The organism is Pimelobacter sp. 30-1 (assembly GCF_018831735.1).
Lineage (GTDB): Bacteria > Actinomycetota > Actinomycetes > Propionibacteriales > Nocardioidaceae > Nocardioides.
The window spans coordinates 18,349-42,787 of the sequence record NZ_NHTS01000009.1; the positions used below are offsets into that span (position 1 = coordinate 18,349).

Consider the following 24,439-nt stretch of genomic DNA (forward strand, 5'->3'; position numbering starts at 1 on the left):
CGTGGATGCCTTCCCCGCAGCCGGTGTCGGGTCGCCATCCGGTGGAATCACCGGCGCGGGCCGAGGGCTGACCGGCCGAGCTCGACGGGCCTGTCCTCGGGCATCCGGTCGCGGTTCCGGTCCGGCATCGAACCTGCTGACGCAGTCTCGCGTTGGTGCAGTGTCGCGACGGCGGACGCCGTGCTGGTGGCCTCGATCGTGGCGTCACTGGCGGCTCGCAGGGTCTCTGCGACGGGCGGGGGGAGTGGGACCATCCGCTTGGCGAGGATGTCGGCGGGGGAGACCCACACGATGTCGCCCTCGGCCGGCGGGCTGGCCAGTCCGGACTCCACGTCGTTGTGTGCTCGGCGGGAGAGAGCACGCGCGGGCCCCGTCAGGTTGGGGGTGTCGGCCTTCTCGGCGACGACGTGCGCGAGCTCGGAGCCGGCCTCGATCGCGCGGAGGGTCGCCACGGTGGCCTGGGGGAGTCCGGGCCGGGTGGCGATGACCTCTGGTGTCGCCAGCGTGGTGGTGTCGTGGGTGATCTGGCGATAGGCGGCTCGGACTTCCGCGGCCGCGCGGGCCAGGGGTTCCTCGAGGCGGGCGCCCGGGGGAGCGAGGTCTCCCCAGCGGCTGGCCAGGTTGCTCCAGGAGCGGCCTGCCTCGGCGATCGCGGGGACCAGGCGCTCCGAGGGCTCGAGGACGCCGGCGGTCGCGGCCGCGTCGACGAGGACCATGCTGGCGCCGGCGATGAGTCCTTGAGTGCGGGTGATGAGCAGGATGTTGGCCGGCGCGAGGTCGCGGGCCAGGGCACGGTGGGACTGGATGTCCCAGTTGGCCAGCGCCTGGGCCAGTCGGCCCGGGTCGTCGACAGGCCGGATGGCCTCGCCGACGAGGGCGTGGGGGAACCGGTCGGTCAGGTAGCTGCGGGCGGTGTTCTCGCACGCGGACATCCGGTCGACCCAGACCCCGGTGGGTGCCACCGCGTAGGGGGAGTGGTGCTGGGCCAACTGGACGCGGCGGCCTGATTCGCGGGCGTCAGTGACGCGGTCGCGGCCGTTGTCGTGCAGGGCGACGTTGACAGCGTGGGCGGTCAGGTAGAGGCCGTGCATGATCCTGGTCCGCGCCGCCTCGAGGTCGCGGTGGGACTCGGTCTGCTCGTGCGGGATCTCGGCGCCGTAGCGGCGGACCAGGGCGGCGGCGTTGAGGAGGGTCTGGGTCATCTGGTCGACGCGGGGGTTCGTCGGGCCCTGACCCGGCCAGGCCCTCCGGCCGGACAGGCTGGACTCGATGGTCGCGGCCTGCGCCGAGAGGCTGGTGATAGGGCGGTCGCGCTCGTCGACGCCAGGTCGCCGGCCGGGCAGGGAGGCCCACAGGTCCTCCGCGGCCGCAACCATCGTCGGCCAACTGCGCAGCAGCGTGCCGGCGTCGTCGCCTCCGACGTCCATGAGCAACTGGCGGGCCAGGTAGTCGACGTCGAAGAGCATCTCGCCGACGCTGCGCACGTCGCGCGAGGTCATCGGGATCTGGTCGACGTCGAAGAGTTCCTCGTCGATGTCCGCGTACGCCAGGCGCAGGTCAGTAGCCAAGGCCGCGGGCTTCCCGGATGAGGTCGCACAGGTCGACGACCAGCTGCGAGCCGTGGACCAGATCCGGCTGGTGCAGCGGCAGTGGGCGGGTCAGCTCCTCGGCCTCGGTGAGCAGCTGCAGCGGGGTGCGCTCCTCGAGGTCGGCGAGCAGGTCGACGTCCTCGGGCAGCTCGTAGTCGTCGGGCAGCAGGGCGCTGGCCCGGGAGTGCGCGAGGTAGACACCCAGCCCCAGGTCGTGGAGCGGGGAGTCGGCGGCGGCCGCGTCGGCGTCGGTCCACACCTGGGTAGCGGCCTGGTGCAGCAGCTGGGCGATCGAGCCGAGGCGGTCCCAGGTGCCGTCAGCGTTGAGGGTGTCCACGGGCGTTCCTTTCGGTTGGAGGTCGGTCTGGCCCATGAACCCACGTCCCGGCCGCGGCCCGCTGCGCCGAGCGGCGGGCTGTGGATAACTCGGGGTGCTGTCGGCACCTGGGCACAAACTGGTCTCGTTCGCCTATGTCGTCCGGCGGGTGTCGGACGATCACCGCGAGCAAAGTCAAGAGATCCGCACTAGTGCTGGAAGATGGAGGAGGGTCGAGATGAGGTTCCCGATGACCGTGCTGAGGGTGGTGACGCTTGGGCCGGCACTGCTGGTGAGCTTCGTCCTCACCGTGGTGGTGTGCGCCCTGCTCCCGCCGGCGCTTGGGCTGGTGGTGTTCATGGCTGCGGGCGGCCTGCTGGTCGCGCTCGCGCTCGGGCAGCTGCAGGAGCCGGCGATCGCCGCGCTGACCAGGTCGCGTCCGGCGACCGAGGCCGAGTACGGCGTGCTGGCACCGGTGCTGGCCGAGCTGGGCGGCCGCGGCGTCGACGTCGGGGCGTTGTTCGTACGCCGTATACAGCGGCCGAGCACCCCGGTCGCGGTGGCGATCGGCCGGCGCACCGTGGTGGTCAGCCCTGGGCTGGTCGAAGCGACGTACCGCGGTGGCGTGACTGGCGCGGAGGCGGCCGCCGCGGTGGCTCATGCTGTCGGCCGACATCAGGCGCTCCGGCCGAGGCTGGAACTGGCGGTGCTCGCGGCGACGACGCCGTGGCGGGTGGTCGTGGCGACGTTCCGCGGCGTGGGCCGGGCGTTCGCCTGGCTTCCGTTCATGCGGCTGGCCTGGACGCTGCGGGGCGTCGTGGGGGTCATCTGCGTGGTGCAGTCGGTCGCCGAGGGCCGTGCCGCGCCTGGGCTTCTCGGCGGCGCGGTCGTCGCGTTGACCTACCTGGTGCCGGCAGCAGGCCGGCGGATCGAGCTCCGCGTCGAGGCCGAGGCCGACCGGTTCGTGCACGCGCGCGGTCTCGGTCCCGTGCTGGCGGGCCTGCTGCGGCGCTTCGGGCACCCGATGACGCTCGAGCGGATGCAGCAGCTGGAGGCGGCCGTCGAGCAGCCTCAGCGGCCGCGGCTGCACCTGGTGCACGGCTGAGGCTGTTCGCTGGCGGGTCTCGCGGCGGACCGACGTGGGCTACTCGTCGTCGGCGAAGCCCGACGTGGAGTGATGCACGCAGCCGCGGCCGTCGCCCTCGTGCGGCTTGTGGTTCATGCACGGCAGCGAACCCAGTTTGTGCGAGCAGTCGACCCAGCGGACGGTCGAGGGTCCGGTGGTCGGCGCGAGTGCGGTCGCCATCGCGGCCTCCTACCGGCGCGGGCCGCGGCGGCGGCCGAGCTGGGGCCGCTGGTAGGCGGCGGTGTCGGTGTGGTCGTGCTGGCGGCCGGACCGGTGAACCTGCGCGATCTCGGCGTCGGGGGAAGGGCCGGTGTCGGCGGCCGCGGCCTGGGCGGCTGCCTCCTCGCTGGCCCTGATCTCCTCGGCGCGCTGTCGTGCCTCTTCCTCGAGCGCGGCTTCCTCGCGAGCGGCGTCACTCATCTGAACTCCCATGGATCCCGTGGACCGGCACCGGCTGCGCCGGTCCTCCTGGTCACCTATGTGCGGGGCGAGGGTCCGGGCGATCACCGCGGCCGAACTCCTTGGAGGCGTGTCGCCCAGAGGGCTCAGGCAGGCTGGGCCAGCAGCGTGGCGCCCAGCAGCTGCGCCGCGTGCTCGAGGACGGTGTGCGAGCCGGACGCGCCCGGGCGGTCGCAGCACGGATGGGTGTCGTAGCCCTCGTCAACGACGATGCGGTGCAGCTGGCCACCGCAGGCGCGACAGCGTCGACCGGCGTGGGTGGGGCACTGCTCGGCCGCCACGGCGCAGGGAAGGCACGCCGCGGCCGGCGGGGGAGTGACCTGGTGGTCGCGGTCCCAGTCGCGCCGCTGGCGCAGCAGCATGGCGGTCTGATGCCACAGCGCGTGTTCGAGGTGCGGCGGCGCAGGTCGGCCGATCGCCTGCTCGACGGCCTTCTTGAGCAGCTGGTCACCGCAGGTGAGGATCCGTTCGTCGACGCCGCGGCCGTAGCACCAGCGGGCCAGTGTCTTGGCGGCCGTCATCAGCTGCTCGTCCATGCCGGGCCCGCCCTCAGCAGGTGCCCCACAGGCCGCGGTCGGCCTCCTGGGCGTCGTCGGCGGCCGCGGAGTAGGAGTCTTCCCGGGCGAGGTCCTGGGCGGCCTCGTAGCGGCGTGCGGTGCCCCGGGCCAGGAGCTCGTGGGCTACGTCGACGTCGTCGTGGTCGACGTAGCGCAGCAGACGGTCGTATCGGTCGCGGTCAGGCTGTCCGCTGTCGGCGACGAGCTGGACGGTGCTGCCGACCGGCGCGAGGTCCTCGAGCAGGCCGGTTGCCTGGTCGGCGTAGCACTCCGCCGGCGCCGGCGGGTGGGCGACTTCGGGGGCGTCGATGCCGAGCAGGCGGACTCGGCCGAGCGGGCGACCGGCCAGGTCCTCGACGCGCAGGGTGTCTCCGTCGACGACGGCCGTCACCCTGACCTGGGTGGCCTTGCCCTCGGCTGGGTCGGGGCCCGTGGGGGTGCCGGGGAGGGCTGCGGTGATGCCGCCGGCGGTCAGCGCGGCGATGGCAGCGGCGGCCAGGCCGATGAGGGCCTTCACCGGGCGACCCTCAGCTGCGGGCGCTCGCCGGCGACGGGAACCGCGCGCTCCTGGGCCCGGGCGCCGGGGGAGCGGTGGCCGGGCTCGGGGATCTGCTCGTCGACGTCGGCCGGGCGGGTGCTGGCACCGGCCGGCTCCTCGGGGAGCTCGGCGGCGATCTTCGCGGCGAGGTCGCGCAGCGGCGGGGTCTTCTCGATCCGCCGGGTGGCGTGGAGCACGGTCGTGTGGTCGCGCTCGAAGTGCCGCGCGATCGTCGGCAGGCTGTGCCCGTGGATGCGGGCCGCGGTCATGGCCACTGCTCGGGCGTCGGCGGCCGTCCGGGTCCGATCGGCGCCCAGGAGGACCTCGGGTGTGGTGCCGAAGGCCTCGGCGGCCGCCACGACGGCATGCTCGACCGGGCCATCGGGCTCGAAGGCCGACGCGGGCTGGTCCTGGTGGAGGCTGACGACGGTAGCCTCGGGGCGGGGGAGTCGGGCGGTGTAGCGGTCGTTGACGTGCTCGGTGACCCGGGCCGCGGCGTCGGCCAACCGGGGACGATCGGCGGTGCGGCGCACGGCGTGGATCACAGAGCCGTGGTCCTTGTTGAAGTGCTCAGCGATCGCCGGCAGGGACAGGCCTACCTCGCGGGCGGCGGTCATGGCCACGGCGCGCGCGTCGCTGACCGGACGGCTGCGCTCAGCGCTCAGGATCGCCTCCGGGGTGGTGCCGAACATCGGCGCGGCGGCGTTGATGGCCAGCTCGCACACCGCTGCCGGGCCGGTTGCCGGCGCCGACGGCAGGGTCTGGTCGACCTGGACGGCGAGGACGGCCACCAGTAACCGGAGCTGGTCGGCGTCCAGCGGCGCGACCAGGTCGGCGACCTGGTCATGCTGCCCGCGGCCGGCGGCATCGAGGATGAGGCCAGCCAGCTGGCGGCCGCCCTGATCGAGGTCCATGACCGTCCTCCCGCCTACCGTGCCGGGGACCCGACGACTGGCGACGCCTGGCGGGGCACCTGGCCGCGTCCCTGTTCGGCCATCCGCCGGCGGGCGTTGTCGGTGATGTCGCTGGCGATCCCGGCCGACTGCCGGGCGTTGGCCGCGGCGTGGTCGACGACGTTCTCGAGCAGGCGCACGTCCTCGTCGGCGCGGCCGAGCTCCTTGCCGGCGGTGGCGATGCTTCGCTCGAGGGTGACGGGCTCCAGCAGCGACGGCGGAGTCACCTGCTGTGTCGCCAGCTGCGCGCTGTCGACGTGCTGGGCGGTCAGGCGCGCCATCGGCTTGGCTAGGTCGATCATCTCGCCCACCACGGCGAGGCGCGGCTTGAGCTGCGCGACCTCACTGGCGATCTCGGGATCGGAGGTGTCGGCGTCCTGGAGGAGGTCATGGGCGTCCGCGATCGCCTGGGATGCCCTCTCCAGGTGTCCGGTGAGCTCGTCGGCCAGCTCGGCGTTGTCGCTGCAGCGCCGCTGCAGGCGGCTCAGGTGCTCGCCGGCGGCCTCGAGGTAGTAGTCACGGCGGTCGCTGAGCCGGGCCTTGGCCGAGTCGAGCTCGGCATCATCGAGCACCCGGAGCGCGGAGTTGATCGTGGTGTGCAGCTCGTCGACGACCCGGCGGGCACGTCCCACGGCCTGCTCGGCCATGAAGACGGCATCGGCGGCCTGCAGAGCGGTGTCGGTCCTCATGCAGACTCACCGCCTCCCGTGTCGGGCAGGGGCGTGCTGCTCGACGGGGGCAGGACCTCGCGGAGACGGTCGAGCGCGGCCAGCGCCTGCTCGAGGTGTTCGCGGGCCTCCTGAACCGGGTCACGGTCGGTCGCGACGGAGGGTGAATCGGTGGGCGTGCTCACGGGCAGCTCCTTGGTTGACCGGGGTCATCTCTCAGTCACCAAAGGAAGGTCGACCCGCGCGGGCGATCACCGACCGCGAGAAATCTCGCCGCGAACAGCTCGCCGCGAACAGTCAGGGCTGGTCCCAGGGCATCGACTCCTGCCCGTCGTCGACGCCCTGGCTGATGATGTGCGCGGTGGCGTTGCGGGCGGCGTTGAGGTGCTTGTGGAGGTCGACCGCCAGGCCGCGGGCCTCCTCCAGATGGAGCCGCGCGACGCCGATCGCCATGGCGGGGTCGGACTCGTCGGTCATCGCATCCATGCTGAGCACCTGGTCGGCCAGGGCCCGCTCGAGCGTGCTCGACAGCTGCGAGAACGCCTGGGGGAGCGCGGCCGCGAGGTCGGCGAACTCCGCGAGCTCATCCGACGTCTCGGCCGGGATCTGGTCGCGCTCCCACATGGTGGTGCGGTTGAAGCCGTAGATGTGTTCGCGGGCCGCCGTCGCGTGCCCGCTCGCCTCGAGCTCGTCGTTGCCATCCACCAAGGTGCCCTTCCTGCCGAGGAGGTCTCGTCGGCGTTGAGTCTCGTGGATCTCGCCGGCGCACGCTCGGCCGCCGATGCCGGGCTGTGGATAAGCCGCAGGGGTTCCCTCCCGGGCCACCGAGCGGGGAGACTTCGGCCATGGACGACCAGGCGGCCTTGATCGCCCGACGCGTGGCCATGGCGGCGGCCGCCTGGTTCAACGCGCCCGCCGACATCGAGGCCTACCGCCGGCTGGCGGCCGCGGTGGGGGAGTGGAACGCCTACGGCGCACCACAGCTGGATGCCGTCGACGGCGACGAACTGCTTGACGACCTAGCCGACGCGGCGCCGCCGGTGCCGCTGGGGGAGGGCGTCGCCGAACTCGAGGCGGTGCTGCGGCGGCAGGCTCGCCGCAAACTGTGAGACCTTCAGGGGTGGATGTAGGTCATCGAGGACGAGTCGCCGCGCCGAATCTTTCCCGGAGTTGACTGCGCGGCCCCGGCCGGCCAGGAGGACTCAAGCAACCCGGCCGACCGGATGTGACTCAGTGGCTTGGCAGTTGTCCGGTCAGCCGCTCGTGGATGTGACTGCTGGCCTCGTTGAGGCCGACGATCTCCACGGTCTTGTCCTTGCGGGCGTACTTCTGCACAATCCCGTCCAGAGCCGCGACAGTCGAGGCGTCCCAGACGTGCGACTTGCTGAGGTCGATGACCACGCGCTCGGGATCGTCGGCGTAGTGGAACAGGTAGACCAGATCGTTGCTCGAGGCGAAGAAGAGTTCCCCGGTCACGGTGTAGCGGGCGTAGACGCTGCCGTCAGCGTTCTCGATCAGCTCGCGGTCAACACCGACGAGGTGGTAGACGCGGCGGGCGAAGAGCATGAAGCCGAGGATCACACCAGCGGAGACGCCGATCGCGAGGTTGTGGGTGGCGACAACGAAGACGACGGTGGTGAGCATCACCATGGTCTCGGACCGCGGCATCCGCTTCAGCGTGGACGGCGCCACGCTGTGCCAGTCGAAGGTTCCGATCGCGACCATGATCATCACGGCTACCAGGGCGGCCATCGGGATCTGGCCGACGAGGTCACCGAAGCCGACGATCAGCACCAGCAGGAACACGCCGGCGAGGAAGGTCGAGACGCGGCTGCGCGCTCCGGAGGCCTTCACGTTGATCATCGTCTGGCCGACCATCGCGCAGCCGCCCATACCCCCGAAGAATCCGGTGATGACGTTGGCCGCGCCCTGACCCCAGGATTCGCGGGACTTGTTCGAGTGGGTGTCGGTGATGTCGTCGACCAGCTTGGCGGTCATCAGCGACTCGAGCAGGCCCACCATCGCCATCGCGAAGGCGTACGGCGCAATGATCTTCAGCGTCTCGAAGGTCAGCGGCACATCAGGAATGAGGAGGGAGGGAAGGCTGCGGGGCAGCTCGCCCTCTCCGCGCACCTCGGGCACGCTCAGCCCGCCAAGCATCACCAGGGCGGTGAGGACCACGATGACCACGAGGGGTGCGGGGACGGCGGTGGTCAGCTTCGGCAGCGCCCAGAGGAGCAGCAGTCCGAGCGCCACGAGCGGGAAGACCATCCACGGGACACCGACGATGTGCAGGCCGCCGTGGGTCTCCAGGCCGAGCTGGGGGAGTTGGGCGAGGAAGATCAGGATCGCCAATGCGTTGACGAAGCCGACCATGACGGAGCGGGGGAGCAGGCGCATCAGCTGGGCCGTGCCAGCGAGGCCGAAGATCACCTGGAGGATGCCGCCGAGGATGACGGTTGCGAGCAGGTAGTCAAGGCCGTGGTCCCGCGCAACCGGGGCGATGACCAGGGCGATCGCCCCGGTGGCCGCGGTGATCATCGCCGGACGTCCGCCGAGGAAGGCGATGGAGACCGCCATCGTGAAGCTGGCGAAGAGGCCGACCTTCGGATCCACGCCCGCAAGGATCGAGAACGAGATCGCCTCGGGGATCAGTGCGAGGGCGACGACAAGGCCGGCCAGGACCTCTCGGCGCAGGAGGCGGGGCGAGCGCAAGACGTTGGCCACGCTGTCCTCGTTGAGGGCAGGCGTGGGCGGGGCAGCGTGACGCAAAGAAGGGACTCCGTCCGGGTTCTGAGAAGGACAATCGCTCAGGGCCCGCGGAGGCGGTCGAGCGGAAAGTACTCGGCATGTACAGGCCCGGCGCGTGCGTAACGCGGCCGGGCCAAGCCTGACTCTACCCTCACGTGAGGTTAGAGACCGAATCCAGCGGCGGCCCGGCCGGTGTGATGTGGCCCACCCGTCGGGCCTACTTCACGCCGATTCCGAGCCGAGTGCGAGAACGAAACCTGCCGCGCTCGCAAGCAGAAGCGGCACGACCGCGACGGGGCTGAGCCCGAGAATCGCGGCGGCGGCGGCGGAGACGAAGGCCGCTGCCGCCGAGGCTCGCGCAATGCGGAACCCCGACCGCCTCCAGGCGGCCAGATACGCAGCCAGCCCGAGGACGGCGATAGCCGCTAGCGCGATCGTCAGTGCGTTCCTGTCCAATCCTGCTCCCTCAGGTGCTCCGCGGCTCGCGCTTCCTGCCCGACTGTCCCGCGGGTGCCCGGTTCTCGACGACTCTGTCCTGGGTGCCATCGAATGTTGCGCAGAAGTGGGCGTGTGATCCGTCGGGCGCTTCCTGCGCATCCAGCTGCAGGGACACGAGGATGTCGGGACGGCTTGAGCGAAGCTGTGCGTGGAGCGCGCGGGCTCGCGCCTCTCCTCGCGAGCCGCTCCCATAGCGGATCGCGATCCGCCGCGGCCGCGGGCAAGGGCAGCAGACGGCGCGACGCACGAGGGCCTCGATGGCGACGTCCGGGGAGTCCTGGCGGTCTTCGGCGCTGCTCATTCCGTTTCGCCTCCGGTCTCCGATGAGGTTTGCCCACCGGGCAGAACTCTACCGTAACGTGAGAGTAGGGTAGTGGCATGGCGCGACGATGCCGCGAGACAGGAGCGAGATGGGTAGGCGGGATTGTGAGCGGCCGGACCTGGCCCCGAGCCTTGCGATGGTGCTCTCCCGAGCCTTCACGCCGCCCGCGGCGGGGGTGTCGCGAGATGAAGTGCTTCGAGCGGCTCTCGAGGTATGGGCTCCAGCGGAGATCCTGGCGGCGGTGCAGGCGCTGCCAGATGCACGCTTCGATGCACCGGAGGACGTGATGGAGCTTCTCATCACAGGGTCGGAGAGAGCCGAATGAGCGGCCGCTTCGCCGAGCTCGACTGGACGGACACACCCTGGGGGACCTTGAGTCTTCGTCGCCGGTGGGACTCAGTCACCCGACGCGAAGTTGACGAGGTGAAACTCGACGACGACTTCCTCATGTCGAGCCAGTTCACCGTGGCCGAGCGAGAGCTCGCCCGCCTCGGCCTGGCGGCCGTCGACGGAGACGGTCTGCGCGTGCTGGTCGCGGGACTCGGCTTGGGGTACACCGCCTGGGAAGCCCTACGCGACCGGCGCGTCGACGATCTCGTGGTGGTCGAGGCCCTGGACCGGGTCATCGACTGGCACCAACGGCAACTCTTCGCGGACACCCAAGGCCTCGCCAACGACCCGCGGACTCGCCTCGTCTGCGACGACTTCTTCGACCTGGTCCGCACGCGCCGCTGGCAGCAACCGGTTGACGTCCTGCTGGTCGACATCGACCATGCCCCCGACCGGGTTCTCCGGGAAGACCACGCCGACTTCTACACCTCCGACGGGCAAGCAGCGGCGGCGGCCATGCTCACCGAAGGCGGTGCGCTAGCCCTGTGGTCCGACGAGCCGCCAGACGCCGAGGTGATACACGTGATGCTGACGGCCTTCGCCGACGCCCAAGCCTTCGAGGTCGCTTTCGACAACCCACTGACCGGGGGCGTCTCCAGCAACACCGTCTACCTTGCGAAAGGACCCCGGCGACGATGACCTCCCGCGACGTCCCCACGAGCCCCGATGAGGACGCCGCGACGCACGCTGACCACTACCGTCGCCATCAGGTGCGAACGCTGATTCTCGCGGCGATCGCCTTCGCGGCATCCGCGCCGGGACAGTCCTTCCTGATCTCGGTCTTCGTCGATGACTTCATTGCCGGCACCGGGCTGACGCGCACCTGCTTCTCGGGGCTGTATGCCGCCGGCACGGTCGTTTCGGCGGCGGCCATGATGGTGCTGGGGCGCCTCGTGGATCAGCGCGGACTGCGCGTCGCGTGGCTGGTGGTCGCCGCAGCTCTCGCTGCAGCCTGCGGCCTTGCCAGCATTGCGACCGGTGCCGTCCTGGCGTTCCTCGCGCTCGCGCTCCTGAGGACGTCCGGACAGGGTTCGTTCACCCTGGTCGGGACCCTGTTGGTGGCTCGCAGCTTCGAGCGCCGACGCGGCCAGGCCGTCGCGGCGGCCAACCTCGGGCTCACCGTGGCATCCGTGGGACTTCCTCCGCTGGTCGCCTTCTTGATTGTGACAACGGACTGGCGCACCGCCTACCAGATCCTCGCCATCGTGATGCTGGTCGTGGTCTTGCCGCTCGGGCTCCTCGTCCGGCCGGCACCGCCGCGCCGACCTTCCACGCCCGAGAACAGCGCTCGAGATGCGCCGGAGCCATCCTTTCCGGCCCCCGTGCGACGAACTCGACGCGGACTGCCGGACCTCCCGACCGCGATCGCTACGCGGCTTCTCCTGGTGTTGGCCGCACCGCCCCTTATCGGCACCGCGGTGATCTTCCATGCCGTATCGATCCTCGACCAGCGCGGGATCGGCTACCTCGCTGCCGGCGGGGTGATCGGCGTCCTCGGTGCCACCTCCGCGCTGGGGGTCGTCGTTGCGGGAGCACTGGTCGACCAACTCCGCACGCGAACAGCGCTGCTGCTGTTGAGCTCGACGATCCTGGCCGGGACTCTGGTTCTCCTGGTCCCCGTTGCCTTGGCGGCATACGTGTCGTTCGCGGTTCTCGGCCTCGGGATGGGCTCGGTCGGCGTGGTCAACGGCACCGTGTGGGCTCGCACCTTCGGGACGGGCCAGCTCGGGCGCGTGCAGGGCATGGCGCAATCGTCGATGATCACCGCAGCGGCCCTCGCGCCGCTGATCCCCGCGCTCTCGTTGTCGCTCACGGGAACGCACCAGCCCGGGATCGTGCTGCTCGCGGTGACGGCAGGCACGGCCGTGCTGCTGGCGACCGGCGCCCCGGGTCGTGGTCGTAGAGACAGGGGAACTGCTCGGCCATGAACGTTGGACTACTGGCGACGGTCCTCGCTGATGCTGCGGTGGTCGTCCTTGGCCTTGGCCACGTGGTGCTCGGCAATCGGCACTGGCCGAGAGTGCCTATGCGTGTGGCGACTTCGTCCGTTGCGGTCGTGATTGCCTGGCTCACGAGTGAGCTGATCAAGGTGAGCGTTCGGGCGCCGCGTCCATGTCACGACGTTGTGGTCGGCGGCTCCTGTCCGGGGCCGAGTGACTGGTCGATGCCGAGCAATCACGCGACCATTGCCGGAGCACTGGCCACGTGCTGGCTGCTGCTCTCGCCGCGCACAGCACCGTTGGCGTGCCTGCTCGCCCTGGCCGTCGCGGGAGCACGGGTTGTCGGCGGTGTCCACCACACGAGTGACGTCGCGGCGGGGCTGGTGCTGGGCGCCGCGGTGGTATGGCTCGCCGACCGTACGTACCTTTGGCGTCGCCGTACGGGTGATCGGACAATGGACTCATCATGACGCTGGGTGCCGTGATTCGGAGGGGGGCCCGTCGAGGCCGAGCTGGGTCGGGAGCGGTTGACGGTGCACGACGGTGAGGTGGGAGACCGCCCGGGTCAGGGCGACATAGAGATGGCGCAGTCCAGTCTCGTCATGGGCGGACTCGACGAACGCGGCAGGCTCCACCACGATGACGTGGTCGTACTCGAGGCCCTTCGCGAGCCGGTCGGGGACCAACTCCACTGTGCCGCCGGTGGGCACGACGTCGCGCAAGTCCTCGACGAGCGGTTCGGGGGCGATGACGCCGATCATGCCGTCCTCGGTCAGGGCCTTGGCCAGCGCTTCCCGCACGCCGGTCGCGAGGTCCTCGGTCTCGACCAGGCCCACCGAACCGTCGGGGCGTGCCGACCGCGCGGGTGCCACGTCGACGCCGAGGTGGGGGAGCAGCCTGTTGGCCAGGTCGATGATCACCGCGGGCACGCGGTAGCCGGTGGTGAGCTCGGTGTGCTCGGCCCCGGGACGGCCCAGGTGGCGCGTCTGGGTCGCCCAGTCGGTGGCTGACCACGGCGTGGTGCCCTGGGCCAGGTCACCGAGGACGGTGAGTGAGCCGTTGGGGCAGCGTCGGGCGATCGCGCGGCACTCCATGGGGGAAAGGTCCTGGGCTTCGTCGACAACGATGTGGCTGTAGGTCGTGGCAATGGCGGGAGAGCCCAGATGGGCCGCGATCTCGTCGAGGAGAACGAGGTCGGCCGGCGTGTGCTTGTGGCCGGGCTTGTGGCGAAGGAGTCCGGTCTCGGCCTCGGAGAGAAGACCCTCGGTGGCATGGGCGCGGAACGCGTCGTCGGTGTAGAGCCGGCGCAGGACCTGCTTGGCCGACAGCCGGGGCCACAGGGTGTCGATGAAGGCCTTGAAGACCGGCTGCTGTCGCAACTCCTTGGTCCACTGGCTGTCCTTCGAGCGGCCAGTGCGGTCTTCGGCCTGGCGAAGGATCGCCCGCACCATCGCCTGCTCGAAGGCCTTGCGCCCCGGGTTCCAGGTGCGGCCCTGGGTCCGTGCTTGTTCGAGGGCATGGTGCACCTGATCGCGCTCGAGGATCCAGGGGATCCCGCCGTGCGGAATCGGTGCATCGCGATCGAGGCGACCGAGTTGCGTCCACACCGCTCGCTCGCAGACCTCAGCCACGCGGGCATCGTGCTTGAGGCGGGCGACAGCCGTGGGGTCGACGCCGCGGGCTTCCTCGGTGCCGATCAGCTCGGCGGCCGTCAGCTGGGTGACCGACGTCTCGCCAAGCGTTGGGAGCACGCCGGCGATGTAACTCAGGAAGTTCGCGTTCGGCCCCACAACCAGCATGCCGCTGCGCTTGAGAGTCTGCGGGTAGCTGTAGAGGAGCCAAGCCGCTCGGTGAAGCCCGACCGCGGTCTTTCCCGTCCCTGGAGCACCTTGCACGCACAGCGTCGTCGCGGCCTCGCGCCGGATGAGCTCGTCCTGCTCGGGCTGGATGGTGGCCACGATGTCCCGCATGGGTCCGGTGCGGGGACGCTCGATCTCAGCGGCGAGGAGTCCGGACGCCGCGGTCTGGCCCGGGTCGGCCACGGTGGTGAGGTCTTCGTCCTCCAGGCTGGTGAGGTTGCTCCCCTGAAATCCGAAGCGGCGACGCCGCACCACGTCGAGCCGGTGGTGCGGGGAGGCGCGGTAGAAGCGCTCCGCCAATGGCGCGCGCCAGTCGACCACGAGTGGCACGGAGCGGTCGTTCTCATCGCGGACCTGTCGGCGGCCGAGGTGATAGTCCTCACCGGACTCGAGCCACAGGCGTCCGAAGAAGAGCGGGAGGTCGCGGTCGACGAGGTCGTCGAGGCGTGCGGCCCGGTACTGGGCCATCGCGAAACCCATGTTGTGATCGGGCCGGGCATCGCCTGGGCGCCGATTGCGGCGACTCTCGGCGAAGTCCTCCGCGTAGTGCTCGGCAAGGTCGGCGACGGTGCGACGCATCGCCCCCATGGCAGTGCGGACGCGCTCGTGGTGCAGCCGCTCGGCGTAGAGAGGGTCATCGGTCAAGGGGAGGCTCCGGGACAAGCGAAGTGGGTGGGTGTCAGAGCGGTTCAAGCAGCGCGGTGCGCACCTCGTCGAGGTCTCTGTAGCAGCGATCGCGCAGTGCCGTGAGGAGGGCCAGGGCCGGAGCGGGAGCCCAGCCGTTGGCTGCCGTCCAGAGCAACTCGTTCCTGGTCCGGAAGCTCCTGCCGCGGAACGCCGGCTCCACGGCGAGACACGCCTGCTCGACCAGGTCTCGACGCTCCGTGGCGGGCAGATCGGTGACGTTCACTCGGTCTTCCGTGCCCGTTGGCGAACCCACCGATGGGATCCGTTGTGCTCGGTGACTCGCCGGCGAATCTCGGCTACGTCCGTGGCCGGGACCTCGAGAACGGTCGTCCAGTCTGTCCACGCCTCGCGCGGGCGGTGCTCGAAGATCACCCGGTCTCCGGCGTGGGTCATTCGCTGCGCCTCGACGCTCTTGCGGGTCCCATCGACCATGTCGACTTGGAAGTGCGGCATGTGGCTCCTTAAGCGGTGTTCCCAACACCACTACTCTACCGTTACGTAAGAGTAGAGTCGAAGTCAGGCGTCGATGACGATCGGGATGATGAGCGGCTGCCGGCCGAAGGCGCGTCGTGCCCAGCGGCTGACGTCGCGGCTGATGAGTTCCTCGAGCTGCCAGGGGTCGCCGATGCCCTCGGTGGCTGCCCTTAACAGGGTCTCCTCCACCACCGGGGTGGCGGCGTCGAAGTCGCCGGGCTGGTGGACGAACCCCCGCACCACGAAGTCGGGCGGCTCGGCGAGCTTCCCGGTGTCGGCATCGACGATGGCAAGCACGGTCACGACCCCTTCGGCGGCGAGGGTGCGCCTGTCCCGCAGTGCGGCCTCGGTGACGCCGCCGATGGCCCGAGCGTCGAGGTAGACGTTGCCTGCGGGCACCTTCCCGACGATCCGGGCCTCGCCCCGGACCAGGTCGACCACGACGCCGTTCTCGGCGATGACGACGTGCTCTGGTGGGACACCCGTGCGTATCGCGATGCGCGCGTTGGCGTCGAGGTGGCGCCATTCGCCGTGGACGGGCAGGACATTCCGTGGCCGGATCAGGTTGTAGCAGTAGGCGAGCTCGCCGGCGCTGGCGTGTCCGGAGGTGTGCACTCGCGCGTTGCCCTTGTGGACGACGTGGGCGCCCCAGCGAGTGAGTCCGTTGATGACGGTGGAGATCGCGTTCTCGTTGCCGGGGATGACCGAACTGGCCATGAGGATGGTGTCGCCGCGCTCGATACGGATGGAGTGGCTGCGGTTCGCCATCCGGGCCAGGGCTGCCATCGGCTCGCCTTGTGAGCCGGTGCAGATGAGTGCGGTGCGGGCGGGTGGCAGCTTCTCCAGCTCTCCGAGTTCAACGAGGACGCCCGGGGGAATCCGGAGGTAGCCGAGGTCGCCGGCCAACTTCATGTTGCGCACCATGGAGCGCCCCACGAAGGCGACCTTGCGGTCGTGGTCCTGGGCGGCGTCGAGGACCTGCTGGATGCGGTGAACATGACTGGCGAAGCTCGAAACGATGATCCGCTGCGGTGCGTCACGGAACACCGCGTCGATGGCAGGGGCGAGCTCCCGCTCGGAGATGGTGAATCCCGGTACCTCCGCGTTGGTGGAGTCCACCATGAACAGGTCGACGCCTTCCTCGGCCAGTCGGGCGAAAGCGCGCAGGTCGGTGATCCGACCGTCGAGAGGAAACTGGTCCATCTTGAAATCACCGGTGTGCAGCACCAGGCCTGCGGCGGTCCGGATGGCGACTGCCAGGCCGTCGGGGATGGAGTGGTTCACCGCGACGAACTCGCAGTCGAATGCGCCGAACGTTGACCGGTGGCCCTCCGCTACCTCGACGAGCGTCGGGCGTATCCGGTGCTCCTTCAACTTGGCCGCGACCAGAGCGAGCGTGAGCCGGGAGCCGACGACGGGGACGTCGGGCCTCTCGCGCAGCAGGTAGGGGAGACCGCCGATGTGGTCCTCGTGGCCGTGGGTCAGCACGATGGCAGCGATGTCGTCGAGTCGGTCCCTGATCGCGGTGAAGTCGGGAAGGATGAGATCCACGCCGGGGTGGTGCGGTTCGGGGAACAGGACGCCACAGTCGAGCACCAACAGTTGCCCGCCGTGCTCGAAAACGGTCATGTTCCGGCCGACCTCGCCCAGTCCGCCGAGCCCGACGATGCGCAGTGCGTTCTGGTCAAGGGGCGGTGGGCTGCTCAGCTCGGGGTGGGGATGGCTCACGGTGATCCTTCGTGTGGGAATGCTGGTCAGGGGAGCCCCGGCGAACGAGGCGGAAAGTTCGCGCAGACCAGGGGAGTGGGGCGATCAGGTGCTGCTGGCAGGAAGTGGCTCGAGCAGGAGCTCGGGGTGTTGGCGGCGTACGGAGTCCAGACGCCACTTGTCGGGGAACAGCGCCAGCTGCTCGCCGTCTGAGCGGCGCAGGACCTCGACTCCGGGTGTTCCGGCCAGGTGTGGTGCGTGATCTTCGCTTGTTCGCTGTGCGAGCGTGTAGGCGAGCTTCTCCAGGTGGATCGGCGCGTTGAACTCGGCCGCCATGCGCGCGGCGGCGACCTCGAACTGCATGGGGCCGACGGCAGCCAGGACGGGGGCCTGGTCACCGCGCACCTCGGAGCGGAGCACCTGGACGACGCCTTCCTGGTCCAGTTGCTCGATGCCTCGTCGAAACTGCTTGTAGCGCCCGGCGTCAAGGGCGCGGGCGGTGGCGAAGTGCTCTGGTGCGAAGCTGGGCACGCGAGGGTACGTCACTGGCGCTCCGTCGTAGATGGTGTCGCCGACCCGAAGCGCGGTGGCGTTGATGAGTCCGATGATGTCGCCTGGCAGGGCCGTGTCGATCGCTGCACGGTCCCGGCCGAAGACGGCCTTGGCGTACTTGGTGGCGAACGGCCGGCCGGTCTGCGCATGGGTGACGACCATGCCCCGCTCGAACACCCCGGAGCACACGCGTGCGAACGCGACCCGGTCGCGGTGCGCTGCGTCCATGCCGGCTTGCACCTTGAAGACGTACGCGCTGAACTCGTCCTCCGGGCACCGAGCTACACCGTCCTCGGCGAGGTTAGGTCCCGGTGCAGGTGCCAGGTCGAGCAGGACGTCGAGCAGTTGGGCGACGCCGAAGTTCAGCAGGGCCGAGGCGAACAGCACGGGTGTGGTCTGACCGGCGAGGAACAAGTCCTGGTCATGGTCGGCGCCGTCGGCGGCCAGCAGATCGCTGGCCTCGACCGCGTCGTGCCAGTCGGCACCGACTTCGCGGCTCGCCTGCGCGGCGGGGAGGTGTTCCTCGGGCGCGCGGGTCGCTCCGCCGGCCGTCCGGGTGTAGCGGATGAAGTCGCCGTCGCGCCGGTCGAGCACTCCGTGGAAGTCCCCGGCGATGCCGACCGGCCAGGTCAGCGGGGTCGGCTTGAGGCCGATGCGAGTCTCGATCTCGTCCATCAGAGCCAACGCATCCAGGCCAGGCCGGTCCCACTTGTTGATCACCGTGATCACGGGCAGGCCACGGTGCGCGCAGACCTGGAAGAGCTTGAGCGTCTGCGGCTCGAGCCCCTTGGCGGCATCGATCAGCATCACAGCCGAGTCGACCGCGGCAAGGACTCGATAGGTGTCCTCGGAGAAGTCCGCGTGGCCAGGAGTGTCGACCAGGTTGACCACATGGTCGCGATAGGCGAACTGCAGCGCGGCCGAGCTGATGGAGATGCCGCGGGCTCGCTCGATCTCCATCCAGTCCGAGACGGTGCCGCGTCGCCCCGCCTTGCCGTGGACGGCGCCCGCCTCCGCGATCACTCGTGCATGCAGTGCCAGTGCCTCGGTCAAGGTCGACTTGCCGGCGTCGGGGTGGCTGATCACGGCGAACGTGCGCCGTGGGCGGTCATCGGGATGCATCGCCCACAACACTACCGTGACGTGAGAGTAGACTGTGCCGCGGCGGTTTGCCACGGCGGCAGGACGGAGGAGACGGCTGGAATGCATGAGACAGCGTGCCCGGCCTGTGGAGAGACCGAGTCCCTACGCGGCCGCCCGCACGAGGGTGACATCGCGGTTACCTGTGAGCGTTGTGGTGCTGAGTGGATGCGTGGCGCGCCCCGGTGCCGCAAGTGCGGCCGTCCTGACGGCGTGGAACTGCCCCAGCGCATGACGAGACATCCCCGCGGCACGCTGCTCGCCGTGGTCGGCGTCCGCCATGTTCCGCTGTGTGTCGAATGTGACGACGAGGTCGTCGGGCCGGCCTTGCAACACCGACGCGCGATTCCCGAGGGGTACGTCTCGCGATTCCTGTACGGCGAGCCCTCACGCGACCAACGTCCGGCAACTGCGGCGCGATCGAAGCCCGCTCCGCGTCGCTCCCAGGAGCGCAGGCAGCAGGTGCAGCAAGTCGTCCAGACTCCGTCCCCGGCGGTTCGGCCCGAGCCGCAGGTCACTGACCCCACCCTGAGGCAGGCGACGGAGGAGTTCCTGGAGGCCGCCGGCGGTGGCGCGGACTCCCTGACCATGGTGCTGCTGGGCAGCAAGCTCGGGCCAAGCACTCGCTTGAGCGCCCTCGACACCGAGAAGACCGCGCTCTTCCTTGCCGCATGGGTCGAGGGAACATTCGGTAGTCGAGAAGACCGGCGGCGGCAGGCCGTCGCCACGCTCCGCCAGGCAGTTGCCTACTGGCGGGAGCGGAGCTGGATCACCCGGGGGCTCGCCGACTGCATCGAGTGACGAGTCGCCGACCGGGACCAACCACTCAGGGTCGCGCCTTGATGCTCCGGCGTTGGCGACTGAGCTCGGACTTCAGGTCGGTCGCGAATCCCTCGGCGATCGCCAGTTGCGACCGCACCGCCTCGACGCGCGCCTTCGCTGCGCTGTGGAACATCTCCAGACGCCCCACGAGCTCGGCCCGTGCGTCATCGGTGAGGTCGTCGGCGTCCAGCGCGTCCATGACCTCAAGGAGATCGCGCGTCTCCTCCAGGCTGAACTCCAACGGCTTCATCCGCTTGATCAGCTGGAGCCGGGCAACGTCGGAGTCGGTGTAGAGGCGGAAGCCGCCCGCACTGCGCGCTGACGGCACCACGAGCTCCATTTCCTCGTAGTACCGGATGGTGCGCAGGCTCAGCCCGGTCTGGCTGGCGACCTCTCCGATCTGCATGTGCTGCAGTCCCATACTTCCCAACTCCGCTGGTGGCAGTGATCGCTTGAGTCTAGTGGCGGCCAATCGTCGACGAGGACTCCTGACCGCTACCTACTCTACCCTTACGTTACGGTAGAGTAGGTATTGCCTCCGCGGCGAGCGAATGGAGGGCGTGGCCGGAAGCGCCGTTCCCCACGCCCACGGGAGCCGCCGGAGCCCCGATCGTTGAAGGAGGAAGAGCCCATGGATGTCACCCGCATCGAGATCGCCGACCTGGTCGGCGATGCTTTCGGCCCCGGGGGAGCGGACCGATCAGCAGTTCTCGCCATAGCGGCTACGAAGAATGCGCCGCCGCGCGTGCTCGAGACGCTCCGCCAGTTGCCGGACATCAGGTATCCCAGCATGCGGGACCTCTGGGACCACCTGCCGGAGGTGCCCGTTGGCTGACGCGCCCACGCTTGACCGACCGGTCGTCTCGTCCGTGACTCGCCTTGCCGGGCATGCCCAGCGTGTCGTGGCGGGCTGCGAACACGGTGCGGACGAGGCGGCAGTCTGCGTCCTGCGTGGGTTCGACGGAGACAGTCGGCGCATGGCGGCGGAGGTCCGCGCGCGTCTGTCGCGAGCGAACATCAGCACCCTCGACGTCCCCGCGCCCCTCTTTGCCTCCGACGCGGAGATGGAGCCGACCGGGCACGTCTGCGTCTACATCCAGGTCAGCGACGGAGGCGTCGAGGTGGATCGCGTCGCCGCAAGCCACCGCACTCCGCTCATCAGACTCGCCACGCCTGACGAGACGCCTCCCGCCTCCCAGGAACTCGCGGCGATGCGCGCCACGTGGCTGCACGCCGCGCCCGACGGTCGCGCGTTCCCATCCGCGGTGGGCCGCGTGCCCGGCCTCGCCTTCGAGACCCTGCTCATCGCACCGAATCAGCCCGAGACAGGCGAACTGACTGTGCGTGTCGGCGAACCATGGGGTCGCAGCCTGCCCCCGGGCACCTCGGTCCAGATCCGGTGCCTTCCCGAGGCGCTACTCGTCGAGGCAATCGGCATCCATGGCACCGCCACGACTTGGTTGGCCGGCACCATCGAGGTCATTCAGCGCGCAGGCCTCCACCGGGTCTTTCGCGACGGACGATCGGTCGCAGATCTGGGCGCCGGTCTTCGGGTCGACCACCTACCAAGCTCCCTCCGCTTGCACATCGTGTAACGACTGCGGGGCAACCTCAGACCACGAGCGGAGACGCGGGGGATCGCTGATCTACACGGGGCACGGGTGCTGGCCGGCCGCGAGCAGCAGCAGAACCGAATCCGAGGCTACCTGAGCCGCATCGGCACCTACGGCGAGATGGGCGGCCCCCTGCTGGTCTTCCAGGGCCCTCGCGGGGTGGGGAAGACGTCTCTGCTGCGCGAGGCGCAGCGTGACGCCGAGGCGCATGGCTTCATCACCGCCTGGGTGGCCTGTCGGCGCAACGCACCGTTCCTGCCCGACCTGGTCAGTCGCGTCGGGAAGGCGATCGAGAGCGCGGACATCCTCCTCAGGGCCGAGAAGGGCACCTGGAAGCTCCGCCTCGAGAGCATTGGTCTGGAGTTCGGCCTGCCGAGCGTGGTGAAGGTGAGCGCGACGGCGGCCGCCGACCGCTCCGGGGCGGACGCGCCTCAACGAGGTGCCCAGATCTCAGCGCTGGAGGATCTCCTAGCAGTTCACCCGGGGCCGTAGGGGTTGGGCAGCATCAGCAGGTCTCCCATACATTCTGTTACATACCGGCGTTGTGTAACGACGTGTATGCCGTCGTGTCGGGCCAGCGGCCGACGTCGAAGCCGCGTGTCCCGGGCCCGCCGATGGCGCCCGGTGTGCGCGCTCCGAGGCGGCGGTGAGCGGCCTCGTCGGGGCTCTCCGGCGCGGGCCCGAGTTCCTCGACCTCCGCGCGGCCGGTAGCCGCCGGCCGTGCGGGCGTGCTGAGGGTCTCGGCCAGGTCCTCGATGTCGGCTTCCAGGACCCGCTCGAGGAGATCGGCGATGCTCGCCGGGGAGCCGTCGCTCTCGGCCACCAGAGCGTCGGCCAACTGGTCGAGAGCAGCGTCTCCGCGGGCGGTGAAGGTGACGATTCCGGGGACCGGGTCCTCGGTTGAGGAAGTGCTCATGGGGTCCACCTCGCTTTCCTGGTCACCTATGTGCGCAGGAGGCCCCCAGCGATCAACCCGTGGCGACTGGCTCGCGCTCGACCCGCAACGCGATGATCCGCCACCCCTCGGAGACGCGGCGCCGTGCGGCCTCGAGCGCCTGGTCGTAGTCGACGTCCTCGACGACCAGCTCGTCTCGGCCGAGCGTGTAGCCGCCACGGTGGTCGGGCGGAATCTCCTGCACGGTGGCGTAAAGGGTCAAGGCTGGTGCGGTGGTCTCGGTCACGATCGCTTCTCCTGGCCGGCCATGGTGCGCAGGAGGTCGACGTCGCGTCGGAAAGCCGAAGGGAGCCCCTTGCCCTCTTCGGGGTCCGCCTCGTAGCCGACCAGGCCCGCCTCCACCAGGTCGGCCGCGGTCTCGAGGGAGCGTGCCGCGCGCAGCAGCAGTGCGGGTGGCATCTGGACCGAGGGCTCGTCGTAGAAGTCGATGGTGGCGACCTGGTCGGTGAGAAGGAGGCCCAGGTGGCTCTGCGTATGGGCGATCTGGGCTACCCGATCGCGGGTGTGCTCGAGGTCGTCACGTTCGACCATGAAGATGCGCTGGACCTCGCCCAGGCCGGCCACGACGCGGCCGAGGAACCGCACCGGCACGGCGGAGGTTCGCGGTGCGCTCATCAGGTCTGCGCCGGGGGTCTCGTCGACGAAGCCGAAGACGATCTCGCGGGCCATGCCCGCCAGGGCCTCCTCGGTGAGGTAGATCCGCGCGGTGGCTGGGGTGACGCGCATCTGGTTCGCCACGAACTGCACCCGCTCGTCGAGCAGGTCGCCGGCGGCGGCGCGGGACATCGTCATGCCGAGCTCGGAGACGGCTGCCAGGAGGTCGTCGATGCGCGCCTCGCGCCAGGATCGCGCAGCCACTCCCGTCAGCCGGCCTTGGGTGAGTGGGGGCGCAGCTCCTGGTGGTCGCGCCAGACCTGCTCACCGTCGTCGTACTCGACGGTCCACTCGTCGACCGCGGTGCGCTCCACGATGGTGGCCGGCACCCAGCTCCTGGCGTCGTCGCGGTCCAGGACATCGACGCGCAAATCGTCGGGGAAGGGGTTGTGGCTGCCGAGGTACTCGCTGATGGTGTCCTTGAGCGGCCCGGGGCCGTCGGGTGCCGCGTTGACCCAGCGCTCCAGTGGGTCGCTGGCGGCCCACTCGATCGCAAGGGCAGCGACGTGGGAGGGAGCCTCGGCCGTTGCGATGGCGAGGTTGTAGGCGTCCGTGATCATCCCGACCCACAGCCCGAGGGGGAGTTCGTCGCAGCGGTGGAGTCCGAGGAAGTACTTCTCGATGACTTCGGCCGCGACGCCGCGCTGTTCGAGGGCGCTCTCGACGGTCGCCAGGTGCTCGGTCTGCATCCGGACCGGGACGGTGCTCTCACCTGGCCGGGTCAGTGGGAAGGTCGCCATGGCCACCAGGTCGTCGCGCGTTGCGGGAGGGGTGGTCATGAGTCAGCTCTCTTCGCGGGCGAACAGCTGCTCGACGTAGCACTCGCGGTCGTGGTCGGCCGCGTGCTCGAGCTCGCTGGCGACGCGGTCGGCCTCGGTGGAGCCGAACGGCCCGGCGAACCAGGTCTCCCGGTCGTCGCTGGCGGGCCGTTCGATGACCCGAACGATGTAGTGAATGGTGTGCCGGTACTTGGCCATGTCCTCAGATCTCCGATCAACGCGCCGCGCGGTCGAGCGCGGCCTTCGCCTGGGCGATCAGTTGGCGGGCCTCGCGGGCCGCTTGGCTCTGTTCGCGGGTGGGCCCGGTGCCGGAGCGCCAATCTGAGCGCAGCTCGTCCTCGGCGTCACCGAGGAGCCTGTGCGCCCGACGGCGCATCTCCTCGAACGTGGGCAGCTCGGTGCTCATCGCGATCTCCTGTCCTCGAGCTGTTCTGCAGTCTGGCTCATGCGTCCGACACTCCGTTCGTTTTCCACAGCGAGGGGTTCGCTCAGCGACGCTCGCTCGGGTAGTTCGACTTCCCGCCGGGCCAGCGGTAGTAGACCTGCGCGGCCGAGTCCGGGGGGTGGTTGGGGTAGTAGATCGAGTAGGTGTTCGGCCAGTCGCGGTCTTCTGGGTGCTCGGTGTCGGTGTGGTCGTCGGCCCAGGCCACGAGCTCGGCCTGGTCCTCGCTGGAGAACGTCGCATCGCAGAAGCCGCAGCGGTAGGTGGTTGCTGTCTCATCCGCGATCGGGGCGGCCTCGGCAAGTGCCGCGAGGGCGTCGTCGATCGCCGCGCGGGCGGTCTTGAGGCGTTGGACGACGTCGATCGTGCGGGCCCGGGGGGCTGTACTGACCACGAAGGCTCCGACGCCTTGGCGGGTCACGATCATGCCCTGGTCGAAAAGGACCTGCTGGGCCTGCCGGATGGTGCCCAGGCCGGGCACGTCGTAGTGCTCCTGGAGCGTGGCGATGGACGGCAGCTGATCACCTACTTCGAACTCACCCTCGATGATCCGGCGGCGCAGATCGTCGGCGATCTCTCGGTAACGGGCCATGCGAGAAGTGTACTACCTAACTTGTGCTCTCATGCGCTCTGTCATTATGTTGACAT

33 protein-coding genes are annotated in these 24,439 nt (G+C 69.9%); 10 read left to right on the plus strand and 23 right to left on the minus strand.

The features are described 5' to 3' along the window. Nucleotides 1-47: 47 nt before the first annotated feature. Together CCO04_RS21485 and CCO04_RS21490 are read right to left on the minus strand one after the other, a co-directional pair. Nucleotides 48-1,568, minus strand: coding sequence for a hypothetical protein (locus tag CCO04_RS21485; protein ID WP_215816221.1), 1,521 nt, complete (start codon nt 1,566-1,568; stop codon nt 48-50). Beyond that, complete coding sequence (locus tag CCO04_RS21490) at nt 1,558-1,926, minus strand: hypothetical protein (protein WP_109691898.1); 369 nt, start codon at nt 1,924-1,926, stop codon at nt 1,558-1,560. Before CCO04_RS21490 ends, CCO04_RS21485 begins: the two co-directional genes overlap by 11 nt. Before the next feature lie 229 nt (nt 1,927-2,155). On the opposite strand from CCO04_RS21490, the gene CCO04_RS21495 reads away from it, so the two are divergent. Further along, nucleotides 2,156-3,010, plus strand: a complete 855-nt coding sequence (locus tag CCO04_RS21495; RefSeq protein WP_215816222.1) for a hypothetical protein — start codon at nt 2,156-2,158, stop codon at nt 3,008-3,010. Between the two features lie 39 nt (nt 3,011-3,049). Here CCO04_RS21495 and CCO04_RS21500 read toward each other — a convergent pair whose 3' ends face one another. From CCO04_RS21500 to CCO04_RS21535, 8 genes are all read right to left on the minus strand, one after another. Continuing rightward, on the minus strand, nt 3,050-3,211 hold the full coding sequence (locus tag CCO04_RS21500) for a hypothetical protein (protein ID WP_215816223.1): 162 nt from the start codon (nt 3,209-3,211) through the stop codon (nt 3,050-3,052). Between the two features lie 9 nt (nt 3,212-3,220). After that, nucleotides 3,221-3,451, minus strand: a complete 231-nt coding sequence (locus CCO04_RS21505) for a hypothetical protein (protein ID WP_141003383.1) — start codon at nt 3,449-3,451, stop codon at nt 3,221-3,223. A 125-nt stretch (nt 3,452-3,576) separates the two neighbouring features. After that, nucleotides 3,577-4,026, minus strand: coding sequence for a hypothetical protein (locus CCO04_RS21510; protein WP_215816224.1), 450 nt, complete (start codon nt 4,024-4,026; stop codon nt 3,577-3,579). 13 nt (nt 4,027-4,039) lie between these two features. After that, the gene (locus tag CCO04_RS29925; protein ID WP_215816225.1) at nt 4,040-4,564 is read right to left on the minus strand and encodes a thermonuclease family protein; all 525 of its coding nucleotides are present in this window, start codon (nt 4,562-4,564) and stop codon (nt 4,040-4,042) included. Then, a complete protein-coding gene (locus CCO04_RS21520; protein ID WP_215816226.1) occupies nt 4,561-5,499 on the minus strand; it encodes a helix-turn-helix domain-containing protein in 939 nt (312 codons plus the stop codon). Before CCO04_RS21520 ends, CCO04_RS29925 begins: the two co-directional genes overlap by 4 nt. A gap of 14 nt (nt 5,500-5,513) precedes the next feature. Further along, a complete protein-coding gene (locus CCO04_RS21525; RefSeq protein WP_215816227.1) occupies nt 5,514-6,227 on the minus strand; it encodes a hypothetical protein in 714 nt (237 codons plus the stop codon). Continuing rightward, nucleotides 6,224-6,391 carry a hypothetical protein gene (locus tag CCO04_RS21530; RefSeq protein WP_215816228.1) on the minus strand — a complete coding sequence of 56 codons (168 nt, stop codon included), beginning with the start codon at nt 6,389-6,391 and terminating at the stop codon, nt 6,224-6,226. Before CCO04_RS21530 ends, CCO04_RS21525 begins: the two co-directional genes overlap by 4 nt. 112 nt (nt 6,392-6,503) lie before the next feature. Further along, on the minus strand, nt 6,504-6,911 hold the full coding sequence (locus tag CCO04_RS21535) for a hypothetical protein (RefSeq protein WP_215816229.1): 408 nt from the start codon (nt 6,909-6,911) through the stop codon (nt 6,504-6,506). Nucleotides 6,912-7,051: 140 nt separating this feature from the next. Between CCO04_RS21535 and CCO04_RS21540 the strand changes: the two genes are divergently transcribed. Continuing rightward, entirely contained in the window at nt 7,052-7,315 is a 264-nt protein-coding gene (locus tag CCO04_RS21540) for a hypothetical protein (protein WP_215816230.1), read from the plus strand. Between the two features lie 121 nt (nt 7,316-7,436). Here the strand turns inward: CCO04_RS21540 and CCO04_RS21545 are convergent, their stop codons facing one another. Further along, nucleotides 7,437-8,933: a SulP family inorganic anion transporter gene (locus tag CCO04_RS21545; RefSeq protein WP_215816231.1), complete on the minus strand. Its 1,497-nt coding sequence runs from the start codon at nt 8,931-8,933 to the stop codon at nt 7,437-7,439. A gap of 980 nt (nt 8,934-9,913) precedes the next feature. Between CCO04_RS21545 and CCO04_RS30115 the strand changes: the two genes are divergently transcribed. The 4 genes from CCO04_RS30115 (at nt 9,914) to CCO04_RS30120 (ending at nt 12,577) form a co-directional block, all read left to right on the plus strand. Further along, nucleotides 9,914-10,102 carry a DUF2795 domain-containing protein gene (locus tag CCO04_RS30115; protein WP_374197020.1) on the plus strand — a complete coding sequence of 63 codons (189 nt, stop codon included), beginning with the start codon at nt 9,914-9,916 and terminating at the stop codon, nt 10,100-10,102. Continuing rightward, on the plus strand, nt 10,099-10,806 hold the full coding sequence (locus CCO04_RS21555) for a spermidine synthase (RefSeq protein WP_215816233.1): 708 nt from the start codon (nt 10,099-10,101) through the stop codon (nt 10,804-10,806). Before CCO04_RS30115 ends, CCO04_RS21555 begins: the two co-directional genes overlap by 4 nt. Continuing rightward, entirely contained in the window at nt 10,803-12,095 is a 1,293-nt protein-coding gene (locus tag CCO04_RS21560; protein ID WP_215816234.1) for an MFS transporter, read from the plus strand. Before CCO04_RS21555 ends, CCO04_RS21560 begins: the two co-directional genes overlap by 4 nt. A 98-nt stretch (nt 12,096-12,193) precedes the next feature. After that, nucleotides 12,194-12,577, plus strand: a complete 384-nt coding sequence (locus CCO04_RS30120) for a phosphatase PAP2 family protein (RefSeq protein WP_374197021.1) — start codon at nt 12,194-12,196, stop codon at nt 12,575-12,577. Here CCO04_RS30120 and CCO04_RS21570 read toward each other — a convergent pair. The 4 genes from CCO04_RS21570 to CCO04_RS21585 form a co-directional block, all read right to left on the minus strand. Then, nucleotides 12,572-14,611 (minus strand): ATP-binding domain-containing protein, encoded by a 2,040-nt coding sequence (locus tag CCO04_RS21570; RefSeq protein ID WP_215816236.1) that lies wholly within the window; start codon nt 14,609-14,611, stop codon nt 12,572-12,574. The two genes, CCO04_RS30120 and CCO04_RS21570, sit on opposite strands and share 6 nt — an antisense overlap. 34 nt (nt 14,612-14,645) lie before the next feature. Next, nucleotides 14,646-14,876, minus strand: a complete 231-nt coding sequence (locus CCO04_RS21575; RefSeq protein ID WP_215816237.1) for a hypothetical protein — start codon at nt 14,874-14,876, stop codon at nt 14,646-14,648. A 293-nt stretch (nt 14,877-15,169) separates the two neighbouring features. Continuing rightward, nucleotides 15,170-16,855, minus strand: coding sequence for a ribonuclease J (locus tag CCO04_RS21580; protein ID WP_215816238.1), 1,686 nt, complete (start codon nt 16,853-16,855; stop codon nt 15,170-15,172). A gap of 84 nt (nt 16,856-16,939) precedes the next feature. Continuing rightward, the gene (locus CCO04_RS21585; protein WP_215816239.1) at nt 16,940-18,508 is read right to left on the minus strand and encodes a peptide chain release factor 3; all 1,569 of its coding nucleotides are present in this window, start codon (nt 18,506-18,508) and stop codon (nt 16,940-16,942) included. 231 nt (nt 18,509-18,739) lie between these two features. On the opposite strand from CCO04_RS21585, the gene CCO04_RS21590 reads away from it, so the two are divergent. Next, a complete protein-coding gene (locus CCO04_RS21590; RefSeq protein WP_215816240.1) occupies nt 18,740-19,327 on the plus strand; it encodes a hypothetical protein in 588 nt (195 codons plus the stop codon). Between the two features lie 25 nt (nt 19,328-19,352). Here CCO04_RS21590 and CCO04_RS21595 read toward each other — a convergent pair whose 3' ends face one another. Then, complete coding sequence (locus CCO04_RS21595) at nt 19,353-19,769, minus strand: MerR family transcriptional regulator (protein WP_215816241.1); 417 nt, start codon at nt 19,767-19,769, stop codon at nt 19,353-19,355. A 210-nt stretch (nt 19,770-19,979) separates the two neighbouring features. Here CCO04_RS21595 and CCO04_RS21600 point away from each other — a divergent pair, with 210 nt between their 5' ends. The 3 genes from CCO04_RS21600 (at nt 19,980) to CCO04_RS21610 (ending at nt 21,453) form a co-directional block, all read left to right on the plus strand. Next, nucleotides 19,980-20,183, plus strand: coding sequence for a DUF2795 domain-containing protein (locus CCO04_RS21600; RefSeq protein WP_215816242.1), 204 nt, complete (start codon nt 19,980-19,982; stop codon nt 20,181-20,183). A gap of 142 nt (nt 20,184-20,325) precedes the next feature. Beyond that, nucleotides 20,326-20,943 (plus strand): hypothetical protein, encoded by a 618-nt coding sequence (locus tag CCO04_RS21605; RefSeq protein ID WP_215816243.1) that lies wholly within the window; start codon nt 20,326-20,328, stop codon nt 20,941-20,943. Between the two features lie 66 nt (nt 20,944-21,009). Then, the gene (locus CCO04_RS21610; protein WP_215816244.1) at nt 21,010-21,453 is read left to right on the plus strand and encodes an ATP-binding protein; all 444 of its coding nucleotides are present in this window, start codon (nt 21,010-21,012) and stop codon (nt 21,451-21,453) included. A gap of 37 nt (nt 21,454-21,490) precedes the next feature. Here the strand turns inward: CCO04_RS21610 and CCO04_RS21615 are convergent, their stop codons facing one another. From CCO04_RS21615 to CCO04_RS21645, 7 genes are all read right to left on the minus strand, one after another. Further along, nucleotides 21,491-21,886 carry a hypothetical protein gene (locus CCO04_RS21615; protein WP_215816245.1) on the minus strand — a complete coding sequence of 132 codons (396 nt, stop codon included), beginning with the start codon at nt 21,884-21,886 and terminating at the stop codon, nt 21,491-21,493. 43 nt (nt 21,887-21,929) lie between these two features. Beyond that, on the minus strand, nt 21,930-22,142 hold the full coding sequence (locus tag CCO04_RS21620) for a hypothetical protein (RefSeq protein ID WP_308281431.1): 213 nt from the start codon (nt 22,140-22,142) through the stop codon (nt 21,930-21,932). Then, nucleotides 22,139-22,774 (minus strand): hypothetical protein, encoded by a 636-nt coding sequence (locus CCO04_RS21625; protein ID WP_215816246.1) that lies wholly within the window; start codon nt 22,772-22,774, stop codon nt 22,139-22,141. The genes CCO04_RS21620 and CCO04_RS21625 overlap by 4 nt, the downstream gene beginning before the upstream one ends. Before the next feature lie 5 nt (nt 22,775-22,779). Next, complete coding sequence (locus CCO04_RS28800; protein WP_252373704.1) at nt 22,780-23,349, minus strand: tudor domain-containing protein; 570 nt, start codon at nt 23,347-23,349, stop codon at nt 22,780-22,782. Between the two features lie 3 nt (nt 23,350-23,352). Next, nucleotides 23,353-23,547: a hypothetical protein gene (locus CCO04_RS21635; RefSeq protein WP_215816247.1), complete on the minus strand. Its 195-nt coding sequence runs from the start codon at nt 23,545-23,547 to the stop codon at nt 23,353-23,355. Nucleotides 23,548-23,563: 16 nt separating this feature from the next. Then, nucleotides 23,564-23,755: a hypothetical protein gene (locus CCO04_RS21640; protein WP_215816248.1), complete on the minus strand. Its 192-nt coding sequence runs from the start codon at nt 23,753-23,755 to the stop codon at nt 23,564-23,566. Nucleotides 23,756-23,837: 82 nt separating this feature from the next. After that, nucleotides 23,838-24,383 (minus strand): winged helix-turn-helix domain-containing protein, encoded by a 546-nt coding sequence (locus tag CCO04_RS21645; RefSeq protein ID WP_215816249.1) that lies wholly within the window; start codon nt 24,381-24,383, stop codon nt 23,838-23,840. Nucleotides 24,384-24,439: the final 56 nt, after the last annotated feature.